At 46.6% G+C, this 21,528-nt stretch carries 15 protein-coding genes; 9 read left to right on the forward strand and 6 right to left on the reverse strand.

The window, feature by feature from the left end:
* Nucleotides 1-619 precede the first annotated feature (619 nt).
* Together rarD and vsple_RS16060 are read right to left on the reverse strand one after the other, a co-directional pair.
* A complete protein-coding gene (gene rarD / locus vsple_RS16055; protein ID WP_261883837.1) occupies nt 620-1,579 on the reverse strand; it encodes an EamA family transporter RarD in 960 nt (319 codons plus the stop codon).
* 349 nt (nt 1,580-1,928) lie between these two features.
* Nucleotides 1,929-4,493 carry a molybdopterin oxidoreductase family protein gene (locus tag vsple_RS16060; protein WP_420833817.1) on the reverse strand — a complete coding sequence of 855 codons (2,565 nt, stop codon included), beginning with the start codon at nt 4,491-4,493 and terminating at the stop codon, nt 1,929-1,931.
* A 529-nt stretch (nt 4,494-5,022) separates the two neighbouring features.
* Here vsple_RS16060 and nirB point away from each other — a divergent pair.
* From nirB to vsple_RS16080, 4 genes are all read left to right on the forward strand, one after another.
* Complete coding sequence (gene nirB, locus vsple_RS16065) at nt 5,023-7,605, forward strand: nitrite reductase large subunit NirB (RefSeq protein ID WP_261883839.1); 2,583 nt, start codon at nt 5,023-5,025, stop codon at nt 7,603-7,605.
* A 125-nt stretch (nt 7,606-7,730) separates the two neighbouring features.
* On the forward strand, nt 7,731-8,075 hold the full coding sequence (nirD, locus tag vsple_RS16070; protein ID WP_261883840.1) for a nitrite reductase small subunit NirD: 345 nt from the start codon (nt 7,731-7,733) through the stop codon (nt 8,073-8,075).
* A 141-nt stretch (nt 8,076-8,216) separates the two neighbouring features.
* On the forward strand, nt 8,217-9,686 hold the full coding sequence (locus vsple_RS16075; protein ID WP_255232605.1) for a NarK family nitrate/nitrite MFS transporter: 1,470 nt from the start codon (nt 8,217-8,219) through the stop codon (nt 9,684-9,686).
* Between the two features lie 138 nt (nt 9,687-9,824).
* The gene (locus vsple_RS16080; protein ID WP_261883841.1) at nt 9,825-11,645 is read left to right on the forward strand and encodes a bifunctional protein-serine/threonine kinase/phosphatase; all 1,821 of its coding nucleotides are present in this window, start codon (nt 9,825-9,827) and stop codon (nt 11,643-11,645) included.
* Nucleotides 11,646-11,709: 64 nt separating this feature from the next.
* Here the strand turns inward: vsple_RS16080 and cra are convergent, their stop codons facing one another.
* The gene (cra, locus tag vsple_RS16085; RefSeq protein ID WP_261883842.1) at nt 11,710-12,714 is read right to left on the reverse strand and encodes a catabolite repressor/activator; all 1,005 of its coding nucleotides are present in this window, start codon (nt 12,712-12,714) and stop codon (nt 11,710-11,712) included.
* Nucleotides 12,715-13,087: 373 nt separating this feature from the next.
* Here cra and fruB point away from each other — a divergent pair, with 373 nt between their 5' ends.
* The 3 genes from fruB to fruA are packed head-to-tail and all read left to right on the forward strand — an operon-like array spanning nt 13,088 to nt 16,972.
* Entirely contained in the window at nt 13,088-14,221 is a 1,134-nt protein-coding gene (gene fruB / locus vsple_RS16090; protein WP_261883843.1) for a fused PTS fructose transporter subunit IIA/HPr protein, read from the forward strand.
* Nucleotides 14,222-14,230: 9 nt separating this feature from the next.
* Nucleotides 14,231-15,211, forward strand: a complete 981-nt coding sequence (gene pfkB / locus vsple_RS16095) for a 1-phosphofructokinase (RefSeq protein WP_261883844.1) — start codon at nt 14,231-14,233, stop codon at nt 15,209-15,211.
* 15 nt (nt 15,212-15,226) lie between these two features.
* A complete protein-coding gene (gene fruA / locus vsple_RS16100; RefSeq protein WP_261883845.1) occupies nt 15,227-16,972 on the forward strand; it encodes a PTS fructose transporter subunit IIBC in 1,746 nt (581 codons plus the stop codon).
* A 136-nt stretch (nt 16,973-17,108) separates the two neighbouring features.
* Here the strand turns inward: fruA and vsple_RS16105 are convergent, their stop codons facing one another.
* Nucleotides 17,109-17,432 (reverse strand): DOPA 4,5-dioxygenase family protein, encoded by a 324-nt coding sequence (locus tag vsple_RS16105; RefSeq protein WP_255232600.1) that lies wholly within the window; start codon nt 17,430-17,432, stop codon nt 17,109-17,111.
* 149 nt (nt 17,433-17,581) lie between these two features.
* A complete protein-coding gene (yghU, locus tag vsple_RS16110; protein ID WP_261883846.1) occupies nt 17,582-18,442 on the reverse strand; it encodes a glutathione-dependent disulfide-bond oxidoreductase in 861 nt (286 codons plus the stop codon).
* Nucleotides 18,443-18,713: 271 nt separating this feature from the next.
* Between yghU and vsple_RS16115 the strand changes: the two genes are divergently transcribed.
* Nucleotides 18,714-19,058 (forward strand): YajD family HNH nuclease, encoded by a 345-nt coding sequence (locus tag vsple_RS16115; RefSeq protein WP_261883847.1) that lies wholly within the window; start codon nt 18,714-18,716, stop codon nt 19,056-19,058.
* Nucleotides 19,059-19,184: 126 nt separating this feature from the next.
* On the opposite strand, the gene vsple_RS16120 is transcribed toward vsple_RS16115, so the two are convergent.
* Nucleotides 19,185-19,562 carry an NADH:ubiquinone oxidoreductase gene (locus tag vsple_RS16120; RefSeq protein ID WP_150897323.1) on the reverse strand — a complete coding sequence of 126 codons (378 nt, stop codon included), beginning with the start codon at nt 19,560-19,562 and terminating at the stop codon, nt 19,185-19,187.
* A 614-nt stretch (nt 19,563-20,176) separates the two neighbouring features.
* On the opposite strand from vsple_RS16120, the gene vsple_RS16125 reads away from it, so the two are divergent.
* On the forward strand, nt 20,177-21,412 hold the full coding sequence (locus tag vsple_RS16125; protein ID WP_255232598.1) for an L-lactate MFS transporter: 1,236 nt from the start codon (nt 20,177-20,179) through the stop codon (nt 21,410-21,412).
* Nucleotides 21,413-21,528 lie beyond the last annotated feature (116 nt).

Below are 21,528 nucleotides of genomic sequence, written 5' to 3' on the forward strand. Positions count from 1 at the left end.
TTCTGTCTAGTAATCTGTACTGTTTGGCTAAGCCTAACTAACCTTTGTAATAACAGTACCTTACCTACTTCTCGTTGTTCCTAATGTGACCAAAAGCAGAATTATTCTGTATAGTTCCAAAAAATGTAGAAACAGCCAAATAGGTTGGTTACTCATCATCTTCTTGGTTGAACTCTTAGCCGCAGTGTGGGCATAGGTCGCCTTGGTTATACATGACCACTCCTTAGCGGTGCAGAATTAGCCTGTGTATAAGTCAAGGCCGGTTTTCTTGCCTTTAATAAGAATGGTTACACCCTACTCATTTGAGCATGTGATCTGCCAGCCGAGATTGTCGCCGACTTTGGTGCGATTCCATGCACGTAGGTAAATCCTTTTGGTGTTCTCACTTCCCCACGACCAAACGGTGTTGTGAAGCGGAGCCTCCAGCTTTTGTTCAAAAAACTTTGAAATCACTCATTTAGACATCAACTTACCTCGATCTAGCTTAAAACCAACTCGTGACATGCACGACGAAAAAAAGGCACTAACTATATTTTATGGAACGAATTACCAATACCCAAAAAGAAAAACGCCGACAAGATCGTCGGCGTTAATGTGTAGAAGGATTACAGCTAAGTTATTAAGAACGCTCTTGTTTGGCGAGTCTGCTCGCTTTCATTCGTTTGTAGCCATCCAACACTAGCGCGATTAAGGCGAACGAGATTAATAGGTAGGTTGGTACTTCGTGAAGCGCAATGCTATCGCCAATTAACAGCCCGACAATAAAAATGAAGGTCGGCTCTACGTAACCCATTAAACCAAACAGAGATACTGGTAGCTTTGAATAAGCGAATAAGTAGAGCAGCATTGGTGTAACCGACACTATCGCAAGGCCAAGGTAATACAGGTAGGACGTGGCTGGCAGGTTCATAAAATGATCGGCTGGGTAGAGATAGAACATCGCCAAAACAACCCAAGGGAGCATCATAATGTGGTCGACGGCCAAACCAATATCGGTCGGCATTGGATTGGTTTTACGAAACATAAAGTAGACCGGATAACCCAGCGCTACTACCAATACCACCCAAGACAGACCCGATGCCAGCACATAGGTATATATTGTCCCTGCCAAAGCGAAATAACACGCCACTTTTTGAAGCTTCGTGAGGCTGTCTTTGTAATAGAAGCAACCAATCAGCACCATCACGATAGGCATGGTGAAGTAGCCTAGTGCGAGGTTCAGTGTCTCTCCATTGGCAGGAGCCCAAACGAAAAGCCAGTATTGTGGCGCAACAAGCAAGGCTGAAGTCAGGTATTTTGGCCACTTGCGCCACTGTTTCAATGCATCCCACAGCAAAGCCAGTCGCTTGGTGAAAAACAGCAAGATGAAGAACAGCATCGTGCTCCAAATAATACGCTGCACAGCCAACCAGTGACTCTCGCCACCAGAAATTAAACTTGGCCCCATATCAGGCTGTATTTGTACATAAGCAGGAATGCAAGCAAACAGCATTGAACAAAGTATCGATGCTGCCACCCCTTTTGATTGATCCGACATCAAGTGGATGTATTTATCAAATAAAGCCTTTAACTGACTCATGAACACTACCTATCGTAACTGCGCTTACAGGCTACAAGACAACAACAAAAAAGCGCTGTTATGATTCAACAGCGCTTCTCAGTATCCAATAAAAGAGCAATTGCGGATAAATCTGATTCTTTAATTGGTTTGGCGCATTGAATATCACTGCTCATTAAAGAATGCAATCATTAGGTATCTGATAGCTTAAGATTTAACAAAGGTTGTTCACAAGATCACGACAAACAAAAGAGTCCTCTGCTTTTCTGATCAATAGCGAGTTAACAATCACGAACTGCTGTAGCGCGCTCTCATTAGCCATTGATTCATAAAATAAATATTACTTAATGGAGTTCATTAACTTCATCGACTATTTGGCCAACGTACTTAAAAACTCGGCTTCAAACTCTTCATCAGCTTCGCGAGTTAAGCACGCCACCAGCCAGTCGATACTGTCATGGTCGAGCTTACTATTGACCACAAAAGCCTGCTTCACGCCGAATTGATCCAACTTGGCAGAGCCATAGTTCTTGAATGATTTATTGCCGTGATAGTGCAGCGACTTAATCGCATCGGCGTCAGATTCTGGTAGTGCTTCAAGGGTGTTGGCTAGTTGAATCACCAACTCCATTGAGTTCTTAGATGAAGATATGCGATACAAAAAGCCGCCCTCCACTCTTTGCCTTACCCAGTAATCAAACCCGCTGCAATCCATTACCTTGTCACTCACCAGTGCCGCTTCACTGCGATAACCGCATGGCTCCACTATGACTGGAGTGTGCTTGAATTCCGGCTGACCGGATGCGGCATCGGTATGAGGCAGAATCAGGTCGCACGGCTTGCTGTCTTTCGCTGTTGGGGCGTTCCAGTGAATAGGCATAAACACTTGTTCGCGGCGCATCTCTTTGGTGACGACTAAACGCGCTTGGCACTCCCCTTGTGCGCTGCGTACTCTCACCACTGGGTTGACGGTCGCATGGTTGAAAGCATCTAAGCCAAACTCATCGAGGTTTAATTCGGCAACCGTGTCTGGATGCATGGCTACGAACGGTTCAGGTGTATGTTCGCCCAAGCCTGCTGCCAAACCAGTGCGGCTCATGGTATGCCATTGATCTCGGATACGCCCCGTGTTCATAATGAGTGGGAACTCGACACTGGTATCGGCAATCGGTTTGTCATGCTCAACCGCGATGAACTGCGCTTTGCCCGATTCGGTAAAGAACTCCCCATCGGTAAACATACGCTGCTCGATGATGTCTGGTTGGTACTCCAGCACCGGCCACTGCTGTGGGGTGAGTTCGCCATAGCCTTTTTCATCGAGTTTGGTTAGTCCAATCAAACACAAATCGCGTGCTTTGCCTGTTTCATTACCAAGTGCAGTCATCTCGCAATACTCTTTGAAGATCTCGCCTTCGTGTCGGTAATCAAACTGTTCTTTAAATCCCATCTTTTGCGCCACTTCTTTTAATATCCACCAATCAGGTTTGGCTTCCCCTGGGCTTGGCAATATGCGGCGTTGGCGCGAGATTCTGCGTTCAGAGTTGGTTACGGTACCCGACTTTTCACTCCAACCTTGGGCAGGCAAAACTACATCAGCTAGTCGTGTGGTTTCGGTATCGGCAATACAGTCCGACACCACAACAAATGGACATTTCTCTAATGCTGTTTTGATTTTCTCACTATCAGGCAAGCTTACAACGGGGTTTGTCGCCATGATCCACACCGCCTTTATCTTGCCGTCGTTCATAGCATCGAATAGATCAATGGCTTTTAAACCGGCATGGGTTGCTAAGTTGTCGGTCTGCCAAAACTCGCTCACGGTTTGGTGTGACTGCGGATCACCAAATTCAAAGTGCGCTGCCAACGTATTGGCTAAGCCACCTACTTCACGGCCCCCCATCGCGTTCGGTTGGCCTGTCACCGAGAATGGCCCCATACCTGTTTTACCAATTTTACCTGTCGCCAAATGGCAGTTGAGAATGGCGTTAACCTTGTCGCACCCTTGGGTAGATTGGTTTACGCCCTGAGAATAGATGGTGAGCACCTTGTCGTTGGATGCAAACAGAGAGTAGAACTGCTTGAGCTGCGCTTCAGTTAATCCTGTCAGCTCAGAAACGCTTTTGTCACCCCAGCCATTTTCGGTATAACGATATCGCGTTGCTGCTCGAATCGCTTCGGTAAAGCCTTGTGTGTGTTTTTCAATATAGTCTGGGGCGAGCTTGTCGTGATCATCGAGATACGCTAATAAGCCATTAAACAGTGCGACGTCAGAGCCCGATTCTAACGCCAAGTGGATGTCGGCAATTTCGCAAGTGTCGGTATAACGAGGGTCAATCACGATCACTTTCATTGCTGGGTTAGCTTGCTTAGCCGCACGCAGGCGTTGAAACAGAACAGGGTGACACCAAGCGAGGTTTGAGCCAGTGATCACCACCACCTCTGCTTGTTCAAGATCTTCATAACAGACTGGAACGGTATCGCTGCCAAATGCGCGTTTATGCCCTACCACACTCGAGGCCATACAGAGGCGTGAATTACTGTCGATGTTGGCGCTACCGATAAAGCCTTTCATCAGTTTGTTGGCAACATAGTAATCTTCAGTCAGAAGTTGGCCTGAAACATAAAAGGCGACCGAGTCTGGGCCATGCTCTTTGATCGCTTGGGTGAACTTGTCTGCCACCAGCTGCGACGCTTCGCCCCAAGGTAACAGCTGCTGTCCGCTTGCGACTCTTTTCATCGGTTGGGTTAAGCGGCCTATCGGCGTAACGGTATCGCCCAGTGCTGCGCCCTTAGTACACAACTTACCATAGTTCGATGGGTGCTCTTTGTCGCCACGCACTTCCAATTTACCTGAAGCCGTTGGCCTTACTTCAATGCCACAACCTACGCCACAGTAAGCACACGTTGATTTGATCCAATCCTTGTTTGAACTCATCACTCTTCCCTCGTGCAATGTTCTTTTTTATCTCTTCCACCGGAGTAATCAGAAAGCCATTTTCAGCTCCCACTCAATAGTGAAAATTTCTCTTTTTTAATAAAGCAATTTGCGCACCACTATTTAGCTCAATGAGAGACAATAAAAAACTCATTTAATTACAGCTAGTTAAAATCAATCCACATTCAAAAAGTAAGGTTAGTTAATTCCAACCGAAGAAACATTGAGATATTTGCACCATGTTGATCAATTTTGCACCACAAAGGCTCATTTTCATAAATCTCTTACTTTTAAAATCTACCACTTTAGGGGTAATTGATGTGTTTATCACTTATTTAAGGTATTGAATATATTCATTATTATTATTTTTTACGATCGCCTTTTTTATCTGGCACCCTACTTGCTGACCTAAAAACCAATAACCCAAAATTCACAGTTTTTAAGTTCATTGGAAGAACAGCAAATTACCCACCATTGAGAGTGGACTGTTTTTAGAAACGCTAGGAAGCCAGCAAAAAAGGAATTTACTATGAGCAAACAGAAAATTGTCGTCGTTGGTAATGGCATGGTTGGCCACAAATTTATCGACAACATCATTCAAGCAAACTCAGACCAATACGAAGTCATCACCTTTAGTGAAGAATCACGTCTTGCCTACGACCGTGTTCAGCTCACTGCTTACTTCAACGGTAAGTCAGCAGACGACTTGGCCCTCACTAGCGAAGCTTACTATCAAGAGAATGGCGTTAAGTACTTGGTGAATGCCAAGGTGACTGAGCTTGATACCGAAAACAAAGCGGTAGTCACCAACAGCGGTCATCGTGAAAGCTACGACAAACTGATTCTTGCTACTGGCTCATTCCCATTCGTACCGCCAATCCCGGGTAACGATCAGGAACACTGTCACGTCTACCGTACTATTGAAGACTTAGATGCGATTGAGTTTTCGAGTAAGCAGAGTAAATCGGGCGTGGTAATCGGCGGTGGCCTGCTCGGTTTAGAAGCGGCTAACGCAGTGAAAAACCTTGGTTTAGAAACCCATGTGGTCGAGTTCGCGCCTCGCTTAATGGCGGTTCAACTCGACGAAGGTGGCGGCGCACTACTACGCCGTAAAATCGAAGACTTAGGCGTACAGGTTCACACCGAGAAAGCGACCTCTGAGATTGTCGCAGGTGAAACGGCTCGCTACCGCATGAACTTTGCAGACGGCACTCATCTTGAGACCGATATGATCGTGTTCTCTGCTGGTATTCGCCCTCAAGACGCATTGGCGCGTAGTTCTGATATCGCGATTGGCGAGCGTGGCGGTATCGTGATTGATGATTACTGCCAAGCCAACATCGATGATGTCTACGCGATTGGTGAGTGCGCACTGTGGGACAACAAGATCTTCGGCTTAGTCGCTCCGGGCTACTCTATGGCGAAAGTGGCGGCTAGCCATATCCTTTCAAATGGTGAAGATGAAAGCAGCTTCACCGGTGCAGACATGAGCACCAAACTTAAACTGCTGGGCGTAGATGTAGCCAGTATCGGTGAAGTACACGGCAAAACAGAAGGCGCCCAGTCTTACACTTACAACGATGAAATCGAACAGGTATACAAACGCCTGATCATTTCTGCTGATGGCAAGAAGATCGTTGGTGCCGTGTTGGTGGGTGATGCTGAAGCTTACGGTTCACTGCTGCAAATCAAGCAAAATGACATGCCGCTGCCAGAAAACCCATCAGTTCTGATTCTTCCAAACCTTGCTGACGACTCTGGCAGCGCTATGGGGGTTGAAGCCCTTCCAGACAGCGCCGTGATCTGTTCATGTTTCGATGTAACCAAAGGCGATATCAAAGAAGCGGTTTCCGCAGGCTGCACCACAATGGCAGCACTGAAAGAGTCGACCAATGCTTCGACAGGCTGCGGTGGCTGTTCTGCCCTAGCGAAACAGGTATTGGACAGCGAACTTAGCAACCTAGGTGTTGAGGTTTCTAACGATATCTGTGAGCACTTTGCCTACTCTCGCCAAGAGCTAACCGACATTATCCGCGTCAACAAAATCAGGACATTCGATGAACTACTGGAATCTCACGGGCAAGGCTTAGGTTGTACTGTGTGTAAACCTGCGATTGGCTCTATCCTCGCCTCTTACTGGAACGACTACATCCTTGAGGATGAGCACATCGAGTTGCAAGACACCAACGACATCTACCTTGGCAACATGCAAAAAGATGGCACCTACTCTGTGGTTCCACGAATTGCCGGCGGCGAAATCACCCCAGACAGACTGATTGTGCTCGGTGAAGTAGCAAAAGAGTACAACCTCTACACCAAGATCACTGGCGGCCAACGTGTCGACCTATTTGGCGCGCAATTGAACGAACTGCCCGCTATTTGGAAAAGGTTGATTGATGCAGGCTTTGAAACCGGCCATGCCTACGGTAAATCGGTTCGTACAGTGAAGTCTTGTGTGGGCAGCACTTGGTGTCGTTATGGCGTAAACGACAGTGTCGGCCTCGCAATCAAACTAGAGAACCGCTACAAGGGCCTACGCTCACCTCACAAGATCAAATTCGCTGTATCTGGCTGTACGCGTGAATGTGCCGAAGCGCAATCAAAAGACATTGGTGTTATCGCGACCGACAAAGGCTGGAACCTATACGTGTGTGGTAACGGCGGTATGCGCCCACGTCACGCCGACCTATTCGCAACCGACCTCGACGAACAAACGCTGATTCAATACATCGACCGCGTACTGATGTTCTACACCCGTACTGCTGATCGCTTACAGCGTACCTCTGTTTGGATGGAGAACCTGGAGGGCGGCTTGGACTACCTCAAAGAAGTGGTCATTGAAGACAAACTCAATGTCGCTGCTGAACTGGAAGCGGACATCGCGCTCAACATCGAGAAGTACCAATGTGAGTGGAAGACCACCATCGAAAACCCAGCGAAAATGAAGCGCTTCCAACACTACATCAACAGTGACGAGATGGATAAGAGCTTGTCGTTCATTACCGAACGCGAACAGCGCTTCCCGAAACCAATCATCAACACTGACCACGATGCCGAGCGTACTCAAGCGCTGAATAGTTCTGAACAGATTGAAATTACGGAAGTCTCGTAGCCAGTTTGGTCGTTAGCAGGCCCTTCACTACGCAATACTCTGCTAGCGACCTTCTTTCTTTACGACCTTCATTTTTACGAAATTGAACAAAATCTAAGACTCAACAAATTGACAAGGAGACTGTCATGGAAAACTGGACCACTGTTTGTTCCCAAGAGGATCTAACGCCCAACGCGGGTGTGTGTGCCAAAGTGGCTGATCATCAAGTCGCGATCTTTTACTGCAAGCGCAGTGACAAGATTTATGGCCTTTCAAATTTCGACCCAATTGGTAAAGCCAATGTCATGTCACGTGGTATTATTGGCTCGTTAAGTGGAGAGCCGTACGTCGCTTCTCCCCTTTACAAGCAGCATTACCATCTAGAGACAGGCGCTTGTTTAGAAGAGCCTGAACACGCTCTGACTCGCTTTGAAGTGCGCAGACAAGGTAACGATATTCAAGTACTGGCACCCGAAGCGTTAGCAAACTAATCACGCATTAGGTCGTATTTCAGAATCACCCAATACCCATGCCTTAGCCGCCTATAATTAAACACTTAGGCTCGCTACGGAGTTGGCATGTGAACGGCTAGAAAAACTCTAGACACTTTCCATATTTAAAGGATTTAATACATGGATAACTCAAAATTTTCGCTGCTCTCATTCACAGGTAAGATGAAAATCTTACACCTTAGCTGGATCGCCTTTTTCATCACCTTTGTGGTTTGGTTTAACTTTGCGCCACTACTGCAAATGGTAAAAACCTCTTTAGGCTTAACCACTGAAGAGATCAAAACTCTCTTAATCTTAAACGTGGCATTAACCATTCCGGCGCGTGTCGCCATTGGTATGTTGACCGACCGCTATGGTCCAAGACTGGTCTACTCTGCCCTACTCGCTATCTGTTCGATTCCATGTTTCATGTTCGCGCTCGCTGACTCGTTCATGCAAGCAGCTATCGCACGTTTCCTACTCGGCTTCATCGGTGCTGGCTTCGTGGTTGGTATTCGCTTGGTATCTGAGTGGTTCCCACATAACGAACTGGGTACAGCAGAAGGTATCTACGGTGGTTGGGGTAACTTCGGTTCAGCTGCGGCTGCGTTCACTCTTCCTACTCTGGCACTGGTTTTCGGTGGCGAAGATGGCTGGCGTTATGCCGTGGGTGTGACAGGTGCAATGAGCCTTCTGTTCTCGGTTATCTTCTACAAAAACGTATCGGATACACCAAAAGGTTCTACTTACTTCAAACCTGCTCAAGTTACAGCGATGGAAGTAACGTCTAAGGGTGACTTTTTCTTTCTACTCATCATGAAGATCCCTATGTACGCGGCTCTTGCGCTACTGGCTTGGAAACTGTCTCCATCAGGTATCGGCATGCTATCAGACTCAGCAGTATACGGTGTGTATGCGGTACTGGCTGCGCTGTATGTGTATGAAGTATCTCAAGTTTGGAAAGTGAATAAGAACGTCTTCAAGGAAGAAGTGCCAGAGATTCATCAGTACAAATTTAAGCAAGTTGCGGTATTGAACGTGCTTTACTTCGCAACATTTGGTTCAGAGCTGGCTGTGGTTTCTATGCTGCCACTGTTCTTCTCTGAAACCTTTGAGCTAACGCCAGTTCTAGCAGGTATGGTGGCGTCGGCATACGCCTTTATGAACCTAATGTCTCGCCCAGGTGGTGGTTGGATTTCAGATAAATTTGGCCGTAAACCAACACTGCTTATCCTAACTGCAGGTCTAGCGGTGGGCTACTTTGCAATGGGTCAAGTCGACAGCACATGGCCTGTATGGTTGGCGGTTGTGGCAGCAATGGCGTGTTCTTTCTTCGTACAAGCAGGTGAAGGGGCAGTATTTGCGACAGTACCACTGATTAAGCGCCGTATGACAGGTCAAATCGCGGGTATGACGGGGGCTTACGGTAACGTGGGTGCGGTGGTTTACCTAACGGTACTTTCATTCGTGAGCTACCAAACGTTCTTCCTTGTGATTGCAGCAACAGCGGTACTTGGCTTCCTGACTCTAATGTTTATGGAAGAGCCAAATGGTCAAATTGCTGAGGTAAATGACGATGGTAGCGTGACGTTAATTAACGTATCGAGCTAACCACTCATTGAATGATATCGGGAGAAGGAGCCGGGATTGCGACACTCGGTGACTTCGTTCAAAAGCTCTTGTTTCTGACCGGAGCTTTTGTTCTTTCCCTTCCTTTTCAAACAATGAGCAGATAGGAGCAAGGACGTTATGACTCTCTCATTTAGCCAAAGCCAAACAGCAGCTGATACAAATACAAGCCAAGACGCGGAACAAGGTATTCATCCGCAGGCAAGCAATCAACTCAAGCTCAACTATGGTGGTTACTCACATCAAGGGGTTAGAAACGAAAATCAGGATGCGATTATCGTTAAGCACCCTAAAACCCGTGCCGAACAAGAGTTCAAGGGCAGCGTGGCCTGTATTGCCGATGGTGTGAGTTGCAGTGAACAGGGACAAAAAGCCAGTCACACCAGCGTGATGCAGTTCATTACTGACTACTACGCAACGCCGGAAAGCTGGAGCATTCAACGCTCGGCTCAGAAGGTACTGACTTCACTGAACTCTTGGTTATTTAACGCCTCCTTCTCTGAGCTTGATGACGATAAACAGCTCGCTCATAACACCATGGTCTCGACCTTCAGCGCGGTGATCATCAAATCTAACACGGCTCATATCTTCCACGTTGGCGACAGCCGCATCTACTTACTGCGTGATGGTAAAATTCAGCAGTTAACCCGCGATCATACTCGCAAAAACTTGGTGAATACCCACTACCTCACGCGCGCGCTTGGTATGGATAGCCAACTGAATGTTGACTATCAGACTCTACCCATACAAGTGAAAGACCGCTTTATTCTGACAACCGACGGCGTGCATGAGTTTATTGACGAAGAAGATCTAGTCGAAGGAACCAATAACCAGAATGATTTTGAACTGGCGACTCAGGCGATCTGTAACAAAGCCTTGGCAATGCACAGCAAGGATAACGTCAGCTGTTTGATGATTGAGGTAACACAACTGCCTAAGCCATCATTGATTGAGTTTCATGAAAAGCTCGCGACACGCGTCATTCCTCCGGTATTAAAACTTGGGCAGATGATCGACCAGTTTCAGGTTCTAGAAGTGCTCTACTCTGGCACCCGCAGCCACGTATATCGTGTGATGCAAACCCAGACCCAAACCGAATTCGTGATAAAGGTGCCTTCAATGCAATATCACGACGATCCAGCGCAGCTCAAAGCGTTTTACAACGAACAGTGGGCAGGCATGCTGCTTAACAACAAACGCATTATGAAGGTCTACCCGACTGATGAACGTTCGCAGTTTCTTTATCAAGTGTGTGAGATGGTTGAGGGCGTAACCTTAAGGCAGTGGATGTACGACAACCCCAAACCAAACCTGCCAGAAGTGCGTACTATTCTGGAAAAGATCATTCAGGGCATTCGTGTACTGCAGCGTGCAGATATAGTTCATCGCGATCTGAAGCCCGAAAACATCATGTTACTACCGAATGGCGATATTAAGCTGATAGACCTTGGTGCAGTATTGATTCGCGGCATCGAAGAAGGTTTACCCGTTGAAGAGGATGCGGTTCCGCTTGGTGCGGTCAACTACATCGCTCCGGAAACCATTAAGCAGAATATTGCGACCACACGCTCTGATCTATTTTCTGTCGCGGTAATTGGTTATGAAATGCTGACAGGACAACTGCCTTATCCAGAAATGACACCGCGATCTTTGGCTCAATCTCGTCATCATCAATGGCACTATCAGCCTATTACTCACCTACGCCCTGACTTGCCCGCTTGGTTCGATTTGGTGCTACAAAAAGCCTGTGCGGAGCAGCCAACAGAGCGTTACTCCGTGCTCGGCGACTTTATCTCTGATCTCTACACACCCAACTCTAAACTGGTGAAGCGAAAGACCCAGCAACCGCTACTCAATAGAAACCCAATCCAGTTTTGGAAGGTACTGGCCCTGTTATTAGGGATTGTGGCACTGGTCGAATTCGGTTTATTGATTCAATAAAAAAGTCTCAGCACTTTAATGGCGCTGAGGCTTGGATAAGAAATTAGAGCTTACGCTAACTGTTTTAGTTACGCTTTACCAGGCTTCTTGGCACCAGTTCAATACCAGACTGGTAACGTTTTGCTGAAGCGTTCAATGCCAAAGCGAATGCGCTGTCTGCAATAACCTCAAACTGTTGTGGCAGTGAATGTACTTTAAATGGTAAGAAATCCAACAAACGGTTGTCACCAAAAGTCGCTAGCTTAACTTGGTTGACCAGCTCAGGCTTTTCAACCATCACATCCAGTACCCCTTCCAACAAGGTGTAGGACATAGTGACGATCGCATCCGGCACCGTTCCTTTCGCAATCCACTCTTCAAAGATTTCTCGCCCCGATTCTCGATCAAAGTGCTCACCATAACCGACAACCGTGGGTTTGTTATCTTGCAGCCCGTTTTGCTGGGTATGCGCTTTATTGGCCGCTTCAAACCCCAACTGACGCTCGCGCGAGATGTTTAGGTCAGGCAAGGCACCAATCAAGCCAATGCTTTGAATATTGTCATCAAGAATAGAGTGCGTCAGTTCAAACGCTGCTTCGAAATCTTCACTGATCACACAGGCAAAGTGCTCATCGTCTAACGGACGGTCAATGGCGATAACTGGCGTTCCCGATTTTTGAAGTTGCAGATAGAACTCGTTAGCGTCTGGCATCGAGCTCGCCACCAGCAAGGCATCAATACGACGGCTCACCAAGGCTTCTGCGACTTTTCGCTCGGTTTCAGCATCGTCGTCTGAACAACCGATTAAGATCTGGTAACCCACTTTGCGAGAGTTTTGTTCAATCAACTTAGCTAGACGTGCATAACTGCTGTTCTCTAGGTCTGGAATAATCAAACCAAATGAACGGCTGTTACCTGCTCTCAATGACGATGCAGCGTGGTCTGGACGGTAGTTGTGCTCGTTCACCACTGCCATTACCTTCTGCTGCGTTTTCTCGCTGATGCGGTACTTCTGAGCTTTACCATTAATCACATAGCTTGCAGTGGTTTTAGATACACCCGCCAGTTTCGCTATTTCATCAAGTGTCATATCAAGGGCCTGTATTTTGTGCGTAGGATCATAGAACCAAAGTTCGGATCCTCAGAATAGTTGAATTATATGCTGAATCGATTCAGTATGAAAGCTGAAAGGATTCAGCAAAATCCGAAAAGTGACTCCAATCATCTTTTTTTAGCGACTTTGAGATTAATGACTATCTTTAAAAAGAAACGAGGCACGCTAAGCAGCAATATCAGTTTTATCACGAGAACTGGGCTTTGCTGAATTTTTTTACTCTTTTTGCTGAACCGATTCAGCTAAACATTCAGCAAGGTGTTCAGCACTCAATAGGCAGAACTTGAATCGGGATAACAGCAACAATGAAGCGACACGCTCAAACAAAGCAATAAGCTAAAGAGGCAACATGCTTAAACTAACTAAATCTGACATTTCGCTTGGTCAATCTGCGCAAGATAAGTTCCAAGCTATTCGTAACATCGCTGGCAAACTGACTGAGAAAGGTCTGGTTGATGAAGGTTACGTAGAAGGAATGCTGAACCGTGAAAACCAAAACTCTACTTTCCTTGGTAACGGTATCGCCATCCCTCATGGCACGACAGACACTCGTGGTTTAGTAAAAGAGACTGGTGTTGCCGTACACCACTTCCCTGAAGGCATCGACTGGGCAGATGGCAACCGTGTTTACGTCGCCATAGGTATTGCAGCAAAATCAGACGAACACTTAGGCATTCTAAAGCAGCTAACCAAAGTACTTTCTGCTGACGGCGTTGAGCAAAAGCTGCAACATGCAAAAACAGAAGACGAAATCATCGCCCTACTTCACGGTGAAGTTCAGCTTGAAGCAGACCTAGACGCTTCTTTAGTTCAACTTAAGTTCCCAGCAAGCGACATGGTACAAATGTCTGCCGTTGCAGGTGGTTTACTGAAAAACACAGGTTGCGCTGATAATGCATTCGTTGCGGACCTAGTGACTAAAACACCAACTCACTTGGGCCAAGGCTTGTGGCTTATCGGTAGCGACAAAGGCGTGACTCGCACTGCTGTGTCTTTTGTTTCTACGGCTAATGATTGTGAGTTTGAAGGCACTCAAGTTAAAGCGCTTGTCGCATTCGCAGCGTGTAACAGCGCACACCAAAACATCCTAGCAAACCTAAGTCAGCTGGTTTTTGAAGGTAAGCAAAATGCACTTATCGATTCAGACATTGAAGGTGTGATTGCGCAGCTAAAAGGCGAAGCACCAAGCACTGCTGCTGAAGGCTCAGACAACCAAGCAATCTTTAAGATCAAAAACGCACACGGCTTACACGCTCGCCCTGGCGCGATGCTAGTTGCAGAAGCGAAGAAATTCGATGCAGCAATCCGTGTATCCAACCTAGACGGTGACGGCAAAGAAGTGAACGCGAAGAGCCTGATGAAAGTTATCGCGCTTGGCGTAAAACATGGCCACCAGCTTCAGTTCACAGCTGAAGGTGACGATGCTGCACAAGCTATTGAATCAATTGGTAAAGCTATCGCTTCTGGCCTTGGTGAAGGTTAAGGATTGGCAATGACTGAATTAAAGCAAATCAAAGCCGTTACGGTAACGCTGAACCCAGCATTAGACCTAACAGGTAGCGTTGATACGCTAAACATAGGTTCAGTGAGCTTGGTAAACCAAGGGTCGCTACATGCTGCGGGCAAAGGCGTAAACGTAGCAAAAGTGCTTTCTGAGCTGGGCGCAAAAGTAACCGTTACGGGTTTCTTGGGTCGCAACAATGAAGAGGCATTTTGCCAACTGTTTGCAGAGATGGGTGCAACCGACCGCTTCATTCGTGTCGACGGCGCAACGCGCATCAACGTGAAGCTAGTGGAAACCTCCGGCCAAGTTAGTGACATTAATTTCCCGGGTGTACCAGTTGATCGAGATGCGATCAGCGCATTTGAAAAAACACTGCTAGAGCTTGCAGAAGACCACGAGTACTTCGTAATTGCAGGTAGCTTACCTCAAGGGGTATCTCCAGAGCTTTGTGCTTCTTGGGTACAACGCCTACGCGACCTAGGTAAGAAAGTATTGTTCGACAGCAGCCGTGATGCACTAAAAGCAGGTATCAATGCGCAGCCTTGGCTTATCAAGCCTAACGACGAAGAGCTATCTCAACTGTTCAATGCAGAACTCACTACACCGAAGCAGTGCCAACAAGCAGGCCAAGCGCTGAGCGAGAAAGGCATTGAGAACATTGTTGTTTCTCTAGGAGCAGATGGCGTGATGTGGCTTAACCAAGGTGAATGGTTACACGCTCAACCACCACGAATGCAAGTCGTGAGCACAGTTGGCGCAGGCGACACCTTAGTCGCTGGCCTATGTTGGGGTCACATGCAGCAGATGCCAAAACCAGAACTTATCAAATTCGCAACCGCACTATCTGCCCTAGCCGTTTCGCAGGTAGGTGTGAGTGTAACCAGCCAACAAGAGCTGGATTCAGTACTACAAAATATCCAATTACAGGTGCTTAGTGCTCCAACTAGCCAGTTAGACACAAGCAAATAGGACAAAAGGTTTATTATGAATATTACCATTATCACCGCATGCCCAAGTGGCGTTGCAAACAGCATCATCGCAGCAGGCTTGTTAGAGCAAGCAACAAAAGCACTGGGTTGGAACGCCGCTATTGAATGCCAATCAAGCGTACTACCTGAATCTCCAGTATCACAAGACGCTATCGATAGCAGCGACGTTGTGGTTATTGCAGCTAACACAAACGTTGATAAAACACGTTTCGTAGGCAAAAAGGTTTACCAAGCAGCTATCTCTGAGTGCACTGCAGATGCAAAAGCATTTCTAGAGAAAGCGGTAGCAGAAGCAACGGTATTAGACGCATCTCAAGTTGAAAGCACTGTTGAAGTGACGGGTACTTCGCCAGCTACAGGCAGCAAAAAGATCGTTGCGATTACTGCTTGTCCAACGGGTGTTGCACATACCTTCATGGCAGCAGAAGCGCTTGAGGCAGAAGGCAAACGCCTAGGTCACCAAATCAAAGTGGAAACTCGCGGCTCTGTAGGTGCGAAGAACCAACTAACAGACCAAGAAATCGCAGACGCTGACCTTGTTATCATCGCAGCCGACATCGACGTTCCACTGGATCGTTTCAACGGTAAGCCTCTTTACAAAACAACAACGGGTCCTGCGCTTAAAAAGACAACTCAAGAGTTTGAGAAGGCGTTCGCTGAAGCTAAGCCATATCAACACACAGCTTCTTCTTCACAAGCAGCACCTGCCGATGAGAAGAAAGGCGTGTACAAGCATCTAATGACAGGTGTATCTCACATGCTACCTGTTGTTGTAGCGGGTGGTTTGATCATCGCGCTCTCTTTCGTATTCGGTATCGAAGCGTTTAAAGAAGAAGGCACACTAGCGGCAGCACTGATGACTATCGGTGGTGGTTCAGCATTCGCATTGATGATTCCGGTTCTTGCTGGTTTCATTGCATTCTCAATTGCTGACCGTCCGGGTCTGGCTCCGGGTCTAATCGGCGGTATGCTGGCTAGCTCTACAGGCGCTGGCTTCCTAGGTGGTATCGCAGCTGGTTTCATTGCAGGTTACTCTGCGAAGTTCATTGCTGACAAGGTTCAACTTCCACAATCTATGGAAGCACTGAAACCAATTCTGATCATTCCATTTATCGCGAGCTTGTTCACTGGCCTTGTGATGGTTTACATCGTAGGTGGTCCGGTTTCTGGCGTAATGAGCGCAATGACAGACTTCCTAAACAACATGGGTACGTCTAACGCGATTCTGCTAGGTGTGATTCTAGGCGCAATGATGTGTTTCGACCTTGGTGGCCCAGTAAACAAAGCAGCTTACACATTCGGTGTTGGTCTACTGGCTTCACAAACTTACGCACCAATGGCAGCAATCATGGCAGCAGGTATGGTTCCTGCTCTAGGTATGGGTCTTGCGACTTTCCTAGTGAAAGACAAGTTTGAAGCGGGCGAGCGTGAAGCGGGTAAAGCGTCATTCGTTCTTGGTCTATGCTTCATCTCTGAAGGTGCGATTCCATTCGCAGCGAAAGACCCAATGCGTGTTATCCCAGCGTGTATGGCAGGTGGTGCTCTGACTGGTGCTCTATCAATGCTGTTTGGTGCTCAACTGATGGCTCCACACGGTGGTCTATTCGTTCTACTGATTCCGGGTGCTATCTCTCCAGTACTTATGTACCTAGTGGCGATTGCAGCAGGTACAGCGGTAACTGGTTTCGGTTACGCAGCACTTAAAAAGATGAGCGATTCGAAGGTAACTGCAGCAGCTTAACCCCCACTTCATTAAGCTCCTATAAACTGCTCATTAGCAGAACAAAGGCTCCTCATTTGAGGAGCCTTTTTTGTCTGATGTGCCCCGGAAAGGCCAAAGAACAATATAATAACTTAACTTGTTTTGATATCGCAGCTTAGCTGGTTAATGTCTCTTCAAAGACACCCAGCTCTCGACCAAGCCAAATAGCACGAACAGTATGATCCAGTGTTTCTTCACCGCCAGTCACAGGGTGGATAAGCACTGACATATCACCGCGTTCCTGTTCAAGCCATTCAATAATGCCTGAATCTTTATTGGCAAAATGCATCTCAAACATAGGCATTTTGTGAGGGCCTACAAGACGCTGAACCAAAGGGAAAACTTCAAGAACATCTTTTCGCTCTGCAATGATCTTCTGACGAAGCGCTTCGGCTTGCTCTGCAAATCGCAGAGGGAAATAGATATGACCGTGGTACATATAACCATCCTTACACAATATGATGGCGGTAGTTTACATAAGTTTGAGTGACTGAACAAAGAAGCTTACCGCTTGATAACTTGACTTTTGATGCGAATACACCACCAACTGTCATCATCAATAAGCTTCTCTGCAATCAAAAGACGGTATTACTCCGGCTTTAGTTTCAATACGTTATCGATATCTTCGGCCGAGTGGCGCTCTGGTAGTTGCTCCCATGCTTCGCCCCATGAACGGTTGACAATACGACCGCGCTGAAAGCCTTCACGCGCTTCAAGCTGTTTCGCCCAACGCACAACATTGGTGTATGTCTCCACTTGTAGGAACTCTGCTGCATCATAGAGGTTGCCAAGTACTAGATTGCCGTACCATGGCCAAATCGCCATATCAGCAATCGTCAGTTCGTCACCCGACACAAACTCATTGTTGGCTAACTGCTTATCTAGTACATCCAATTGACGTTTTGCTTCCATCGCAAAGCGGTTAATTGGGTACTCTTGCTTTTCGTCGGCGTAGGCATAGAAGTGACCAAAACCGCCACCTAGGAATGGTGCTGAGCCTTGTGCCCAGAACAACCAGTTGATCGCTTGAGTACGTGCAGCCCCCTCTTTTGGTAAGAAGTGACCAAATTTCTCTGCTAAATGCATCAGAATCGAAGCCGACTCAAAGACATTAACCGCTTCGTCGCCAGACTTATCAACCAATGCTGGGATCTTAGAGTTCGGGTTCACACCCACAAAACCAGAAGAGAATTGATCCGACTCACCGATGTTGATCAGATACGCATCGTACTCGGCTTCTTTCACGCCTTGTGCAAGCAACTCTTCAAGCATAATAGTAACTTTTTGACCGTTCGGAGTGCCTAGCGAGTAAAGCTGAAATGCGTGTTTGCCAACTGGCAGATCGCGTTCGAATCTCGCGCCAGATTCAGGGCTATTGATGTTTGCCCATTTATTTCCGCCGTCGGTATTGTTTACCCAAACTTTCGGTGGAGTGTATTGTTCTGACATAGTATTTCCTTTTTGATATAGGGTCTCACACATTGATATTAGGTCACAGTCTCTCGGTTAAAACCCCCGAATACGATTTATTTTCAAACTGTTAAGCATGGCTTATTCCAGAAAGAAATAACCGTGTTTGTCGGTTCTAAACAAGGCGAGAACTGCACGAGTGAATTTGAAGCACATCGTTGAAAATTGAGAGATGATTTGCGGTGACTCAACAACGACTTGAAGATAGCTGTGATAAAATCACGCCAATACAATAACTAGGAATTTAGCAATGTCGTCTGATTACAATGGTTCAAGTGCCGCGTATGCACGAAAAGAGAGTGGCTACCGTGAAAAAGCACTGAAACTCTACCCTTGGGTTTGTGGAAAATGCGCGCGAGAGTTTGTGTATTCAAACCTGCGCGAGTTAACTGTCCACCACGTTGATCACGACCACACCAATAACCCGGAAGATGGCAGTAACTGGGAGCTGTTATGCCTGTACTGTCACGATCACGAACATTCTAAGTACACTGACCATGAGCGTTATGGCGTGGATGCGAAAGCAGAGCTCGATAACCACCAGCACGCGACGCACAACCCGTTTGCTAATCTTGCAAAGATGATGAAGAAATAGCGTAATCTTCAGATACCACGGATACACAAATACCCCCAACAGGTTCTCACCTATTGGGGGTATTTTTCATTTGCTACAGGCGTAAAAAAGCCTTCCGAAGAAGGCTTTTAAGAATCTGTTTTTGAATTATGCCGCTTGCTTGCGAGCCTCTTCAATCTGCTTCTCACGTTTCTTTAGCGTTAGCTTATCGCGGTAAGAGAACCACACGTAAGACACAACCACTAAGAAGAACAAGTATGACAACGAGAAGATAAACGGTGACTGGATAATGTCGTTCGAAATACCCCAAGAAACACCGATAACCGTAACCGCAATTTTTGCGAAGAAGCCACATAGTAGTAGAACTAGAGCCAATTGTGGGAAACGCGTGCTGCGAAACGCCAACCAGTAGCAGCTACCTACAGCCAGAGCTGCAATGTAGAAGCCGAACAAGAAAGAATGAATATGATCAGCAGCTGCAACACCACCCGTAATCGACATCAATAGAATTAAAAATAGTTTCATAATACTCGCCTCATGTAGACTAGAAACGCATCCTTTCAAATTTGGAATCTCAGTTTGCGTACTATTTTCCCACTTTTTCCGCACAAAACAAGCCCAAGAATTGAACAAATTGTAACCGAGATACCCCATCAAAATCATTGTTAACATTAACTTAACATTATGGTTTTTAAGAAACTAAGCCCCCACTAGCTTTGTGGCAAATACCGACCAAATTGATTTGTTTTGTTACACAAAATTAACCATCGAAATAATTTAAAATTAATTGCAATGATGTGATGGTCGCACGTTTTGTAGGGGTACTACCGATAAGAGTGAGCTCAAGGCGATAAATAGTGAGCTCAAGGCGATAAATAGTGAGGGCGGAATGACCAGCTTGTACAAAAAAGAAAGGTGTTCACAACAACTGCAACACCTAGAAAAAACAGTTCGTTAACAACTTGAGTTTTATTTTGATAAAAAGGCAAAAAGAGATTCCAATCACATTTTTATTGGTTATAATCCGCGCTCTTTTGCGCTATCTGTTGATAAACGCAAACTAATTTTGAATAAACCATCACAATAACCCGTTTTCTGTTGAGTTACCCGCTCAATGGATGACAGAAACGAGAATAAAAATGAGCAAGATTGATAAAGCTACACGTATCCTGCTAGCAGGCTTCTGTATCAACCTTTGTCTTGGCATCCTGTATGCTTGGAGTGTATTTAACAAAGCCCTACAAGGTGAAGGCTGGTCTGCAGCTGAAGCATCTGCACCATACGCGACTGCAACAATCACATTCTCTATCTGTCTTCTTGTTGCTGGTATCCTGCAAGACCGCATGGGTCCACGTAAGATCCTTATCCTTGGTACTGCACTAACTGGTCTTGGTATGATCGCGTCTGGTTTCGCGACATCTCCACTGATGCTAAACATCACGTTCGGTGTTGTAGCAGGTGCTGGTATCGGCTTCGGTTACGCTTGTCTTTCTCCTTCTGCAATGAAGTGGTTCCACCCTTCTAAGAAAGGTATGGTTAACGGTCTAATCGCAGCAGGCTTCGGTCTAGCAGCAATTTACCTTGCTCCAGTAACAGCGGCTCTTATCGAGAGCATGGGCATCCAAACAAGCTTTAAGATTCTTGGTGCTGGTGTACTAGCGATTGCAGTACCGCTAGCAGCAACAATCAACAACCCTCCAGCGGGTTACTCTCCAGCTGAACCAAAAGTTAAAGCGGGTCAAGCTCCAAAGGTTGTTAAGAAGAGCGAAGACCTGTCTTGGAAAGTAATGCTGAAAACCCCTCAGTTCTACTCTCTATGGATCATGTACGCATTCGCAGCTTCTGTTGGTCTAATGATCATCGGTAACATCACAAGTATCGCAAGCGCGCAAGCTAACCTACCAAACGCGGTTTACCTTGCTTCTATCCTTGCTGTATTTAACTCAGGCGGTCGTGTTGCTGCTGGTATGCTTGCTGACAAAATCGGTGGCGTTCGTACTCTTCTGCTTGCATTCATTCTGCAAGGCGCAAACATGGCTCTATTCGCTACGTTTAACACTGAGTTCACGCTAATCATCGGTACAGCGGTTGCAGCGGTTGGTTACGGTACTCTACTTGCAGTATTCCCAACGCTTACTGCAGAGTTCTACGGCCTTAAGAACTACGGTACAAACTACGGCGTGCTTTACACAGCATGGGGTATCGGTGGTGCAATCGGTACAGCGGTTGTTGGTTACTCAATGACTAACGGCGACAGCTACGGCCTTGCTTACACTATCTCTGCAGCAATGATGGCAGTATGTATTGTTCTTGCAATCATCACTAAGCCTATGTCTGAAGCAAAAGTTGCCGAGCTAAAAGCATCTCAAGCTTAATCTTATAAAAGATTGAATTTGAAAAGAAAGAGCTTAACCTTAGGGTTAGGCTCTTTTTGTATCTGCGTCCTATAAACTGGTTGGGTTAGAAGGAAGCCTTTTCAAATAACGGATTG

The sequence above is a fragment of the Vibrio pelagius genome (assembly GCF_024347575.1).
GTDB classification, from domain to species: domain Bacteria; phylum Pseudomonadota; class Gammaproteobacteria; order Enterobacterales; family Vibrionaceae; genus Vibrio; species Vibrio pelagius.

Bases quoted from the DNA above. Each gene is read 5' to 3' on its own strand.
- rarD (WP_261883837.1), bottom strand. From the start codon at position 1,579: ATGAGTCAGTTAAAGGCTTTATTTGATAAATACATCCACTTGATGTCG.
- vsple_RS16060 (WP_420833817.1), bottom strand. From the start codon at position 4,493: ATGAGTTCAAACAAGGATTGGATCAAATCAACGTGTGCTTACTGTGGC.
- nirB (WP_261883839.1), top strand. From the start codon at position 5,023: ATGAGCAAACAGAAAATTGTCGTCGTTGGTAATGGCATGGTTGGCCAC.
- nirD (WP_261883840.1), top strand. From the start codon at position 7,731: ATGGAAAACTGGACCACTGTTTGTTCCCAAGAGGATCTAACGCCCAAC.
- vsple_RS16075 (WP_255232605.1), top strand. From the start codon at position 8,217: ATGGATAACTCAAAATTTTCGCTGCTCTCATTCACAGGTAAGATGAAA.
- vsple_RS16080 (WP_261883841.1), top strand. From the start codon at position 9,825: ATGACTCTCTCATTTAGCCAAAGCCAAACAGCAGCTGATACAAATACA.
- cra (WP_261883842.1), bottom strand. From the start codon at position 12,714: ATGACACTTGATGAAATAGCGAAACTGGCGGGTGTATCTAAAACCACT.
- fruB (WP_261883843.1), top strand. From the start codon at position 13,088: ATGCTTAAACTAACTAAATCTGACATTTCGCTTGGTCAATCTGCGCAA.
- pfkB (WP_261883844.1), top strand. From the start codon at position 14,231: ATGACTGAATTAAAGCAAATCAAAGCCGTTACGGTAACGCTGAACCCA.
- fruA (WP_261883845.1), top strand. From the start codon at position 15,227: ATGAATATTACCATTATCACCGCATGCCCAAGTGGCGTTGCAAACAGC.
- vsple_RS16105 (WP_255232600.1), bottom strand. From the start codon at position 17,432: ATGTACCACGGTCATATCTATTTCCCTCTGCGATTTGCAGAGCAAGCC.
- yghU (WP_261883846.1), bottom strand. From the start codon at position 18,442: ATGTCAGAACAATACACTCCACCGAAAGTTTGGGTAAACAATACCGAC.
- vsple_RS16115 (WP_261883847.1), top strand. From the start codon at position 18,714: ATGTCGTCTGATTACAATGGTTCAAGTGCCGCGTATGCACGAAAAGAG.
- vsple_RS16120 (WP_150897323.1), bottom strand. From the start codon at position 19,562: ATGAAACTATTTTTAATTCTATTGATGTCGATTACGGGTGGTGTTGCA.
- vsple_RS16125 (WP_255232598.1), top strand. From the start codon at position 20,177: ATGAGCAAGATTGATAAAGCTACACGTATCCTGCTAGCAGGCTTCTGT.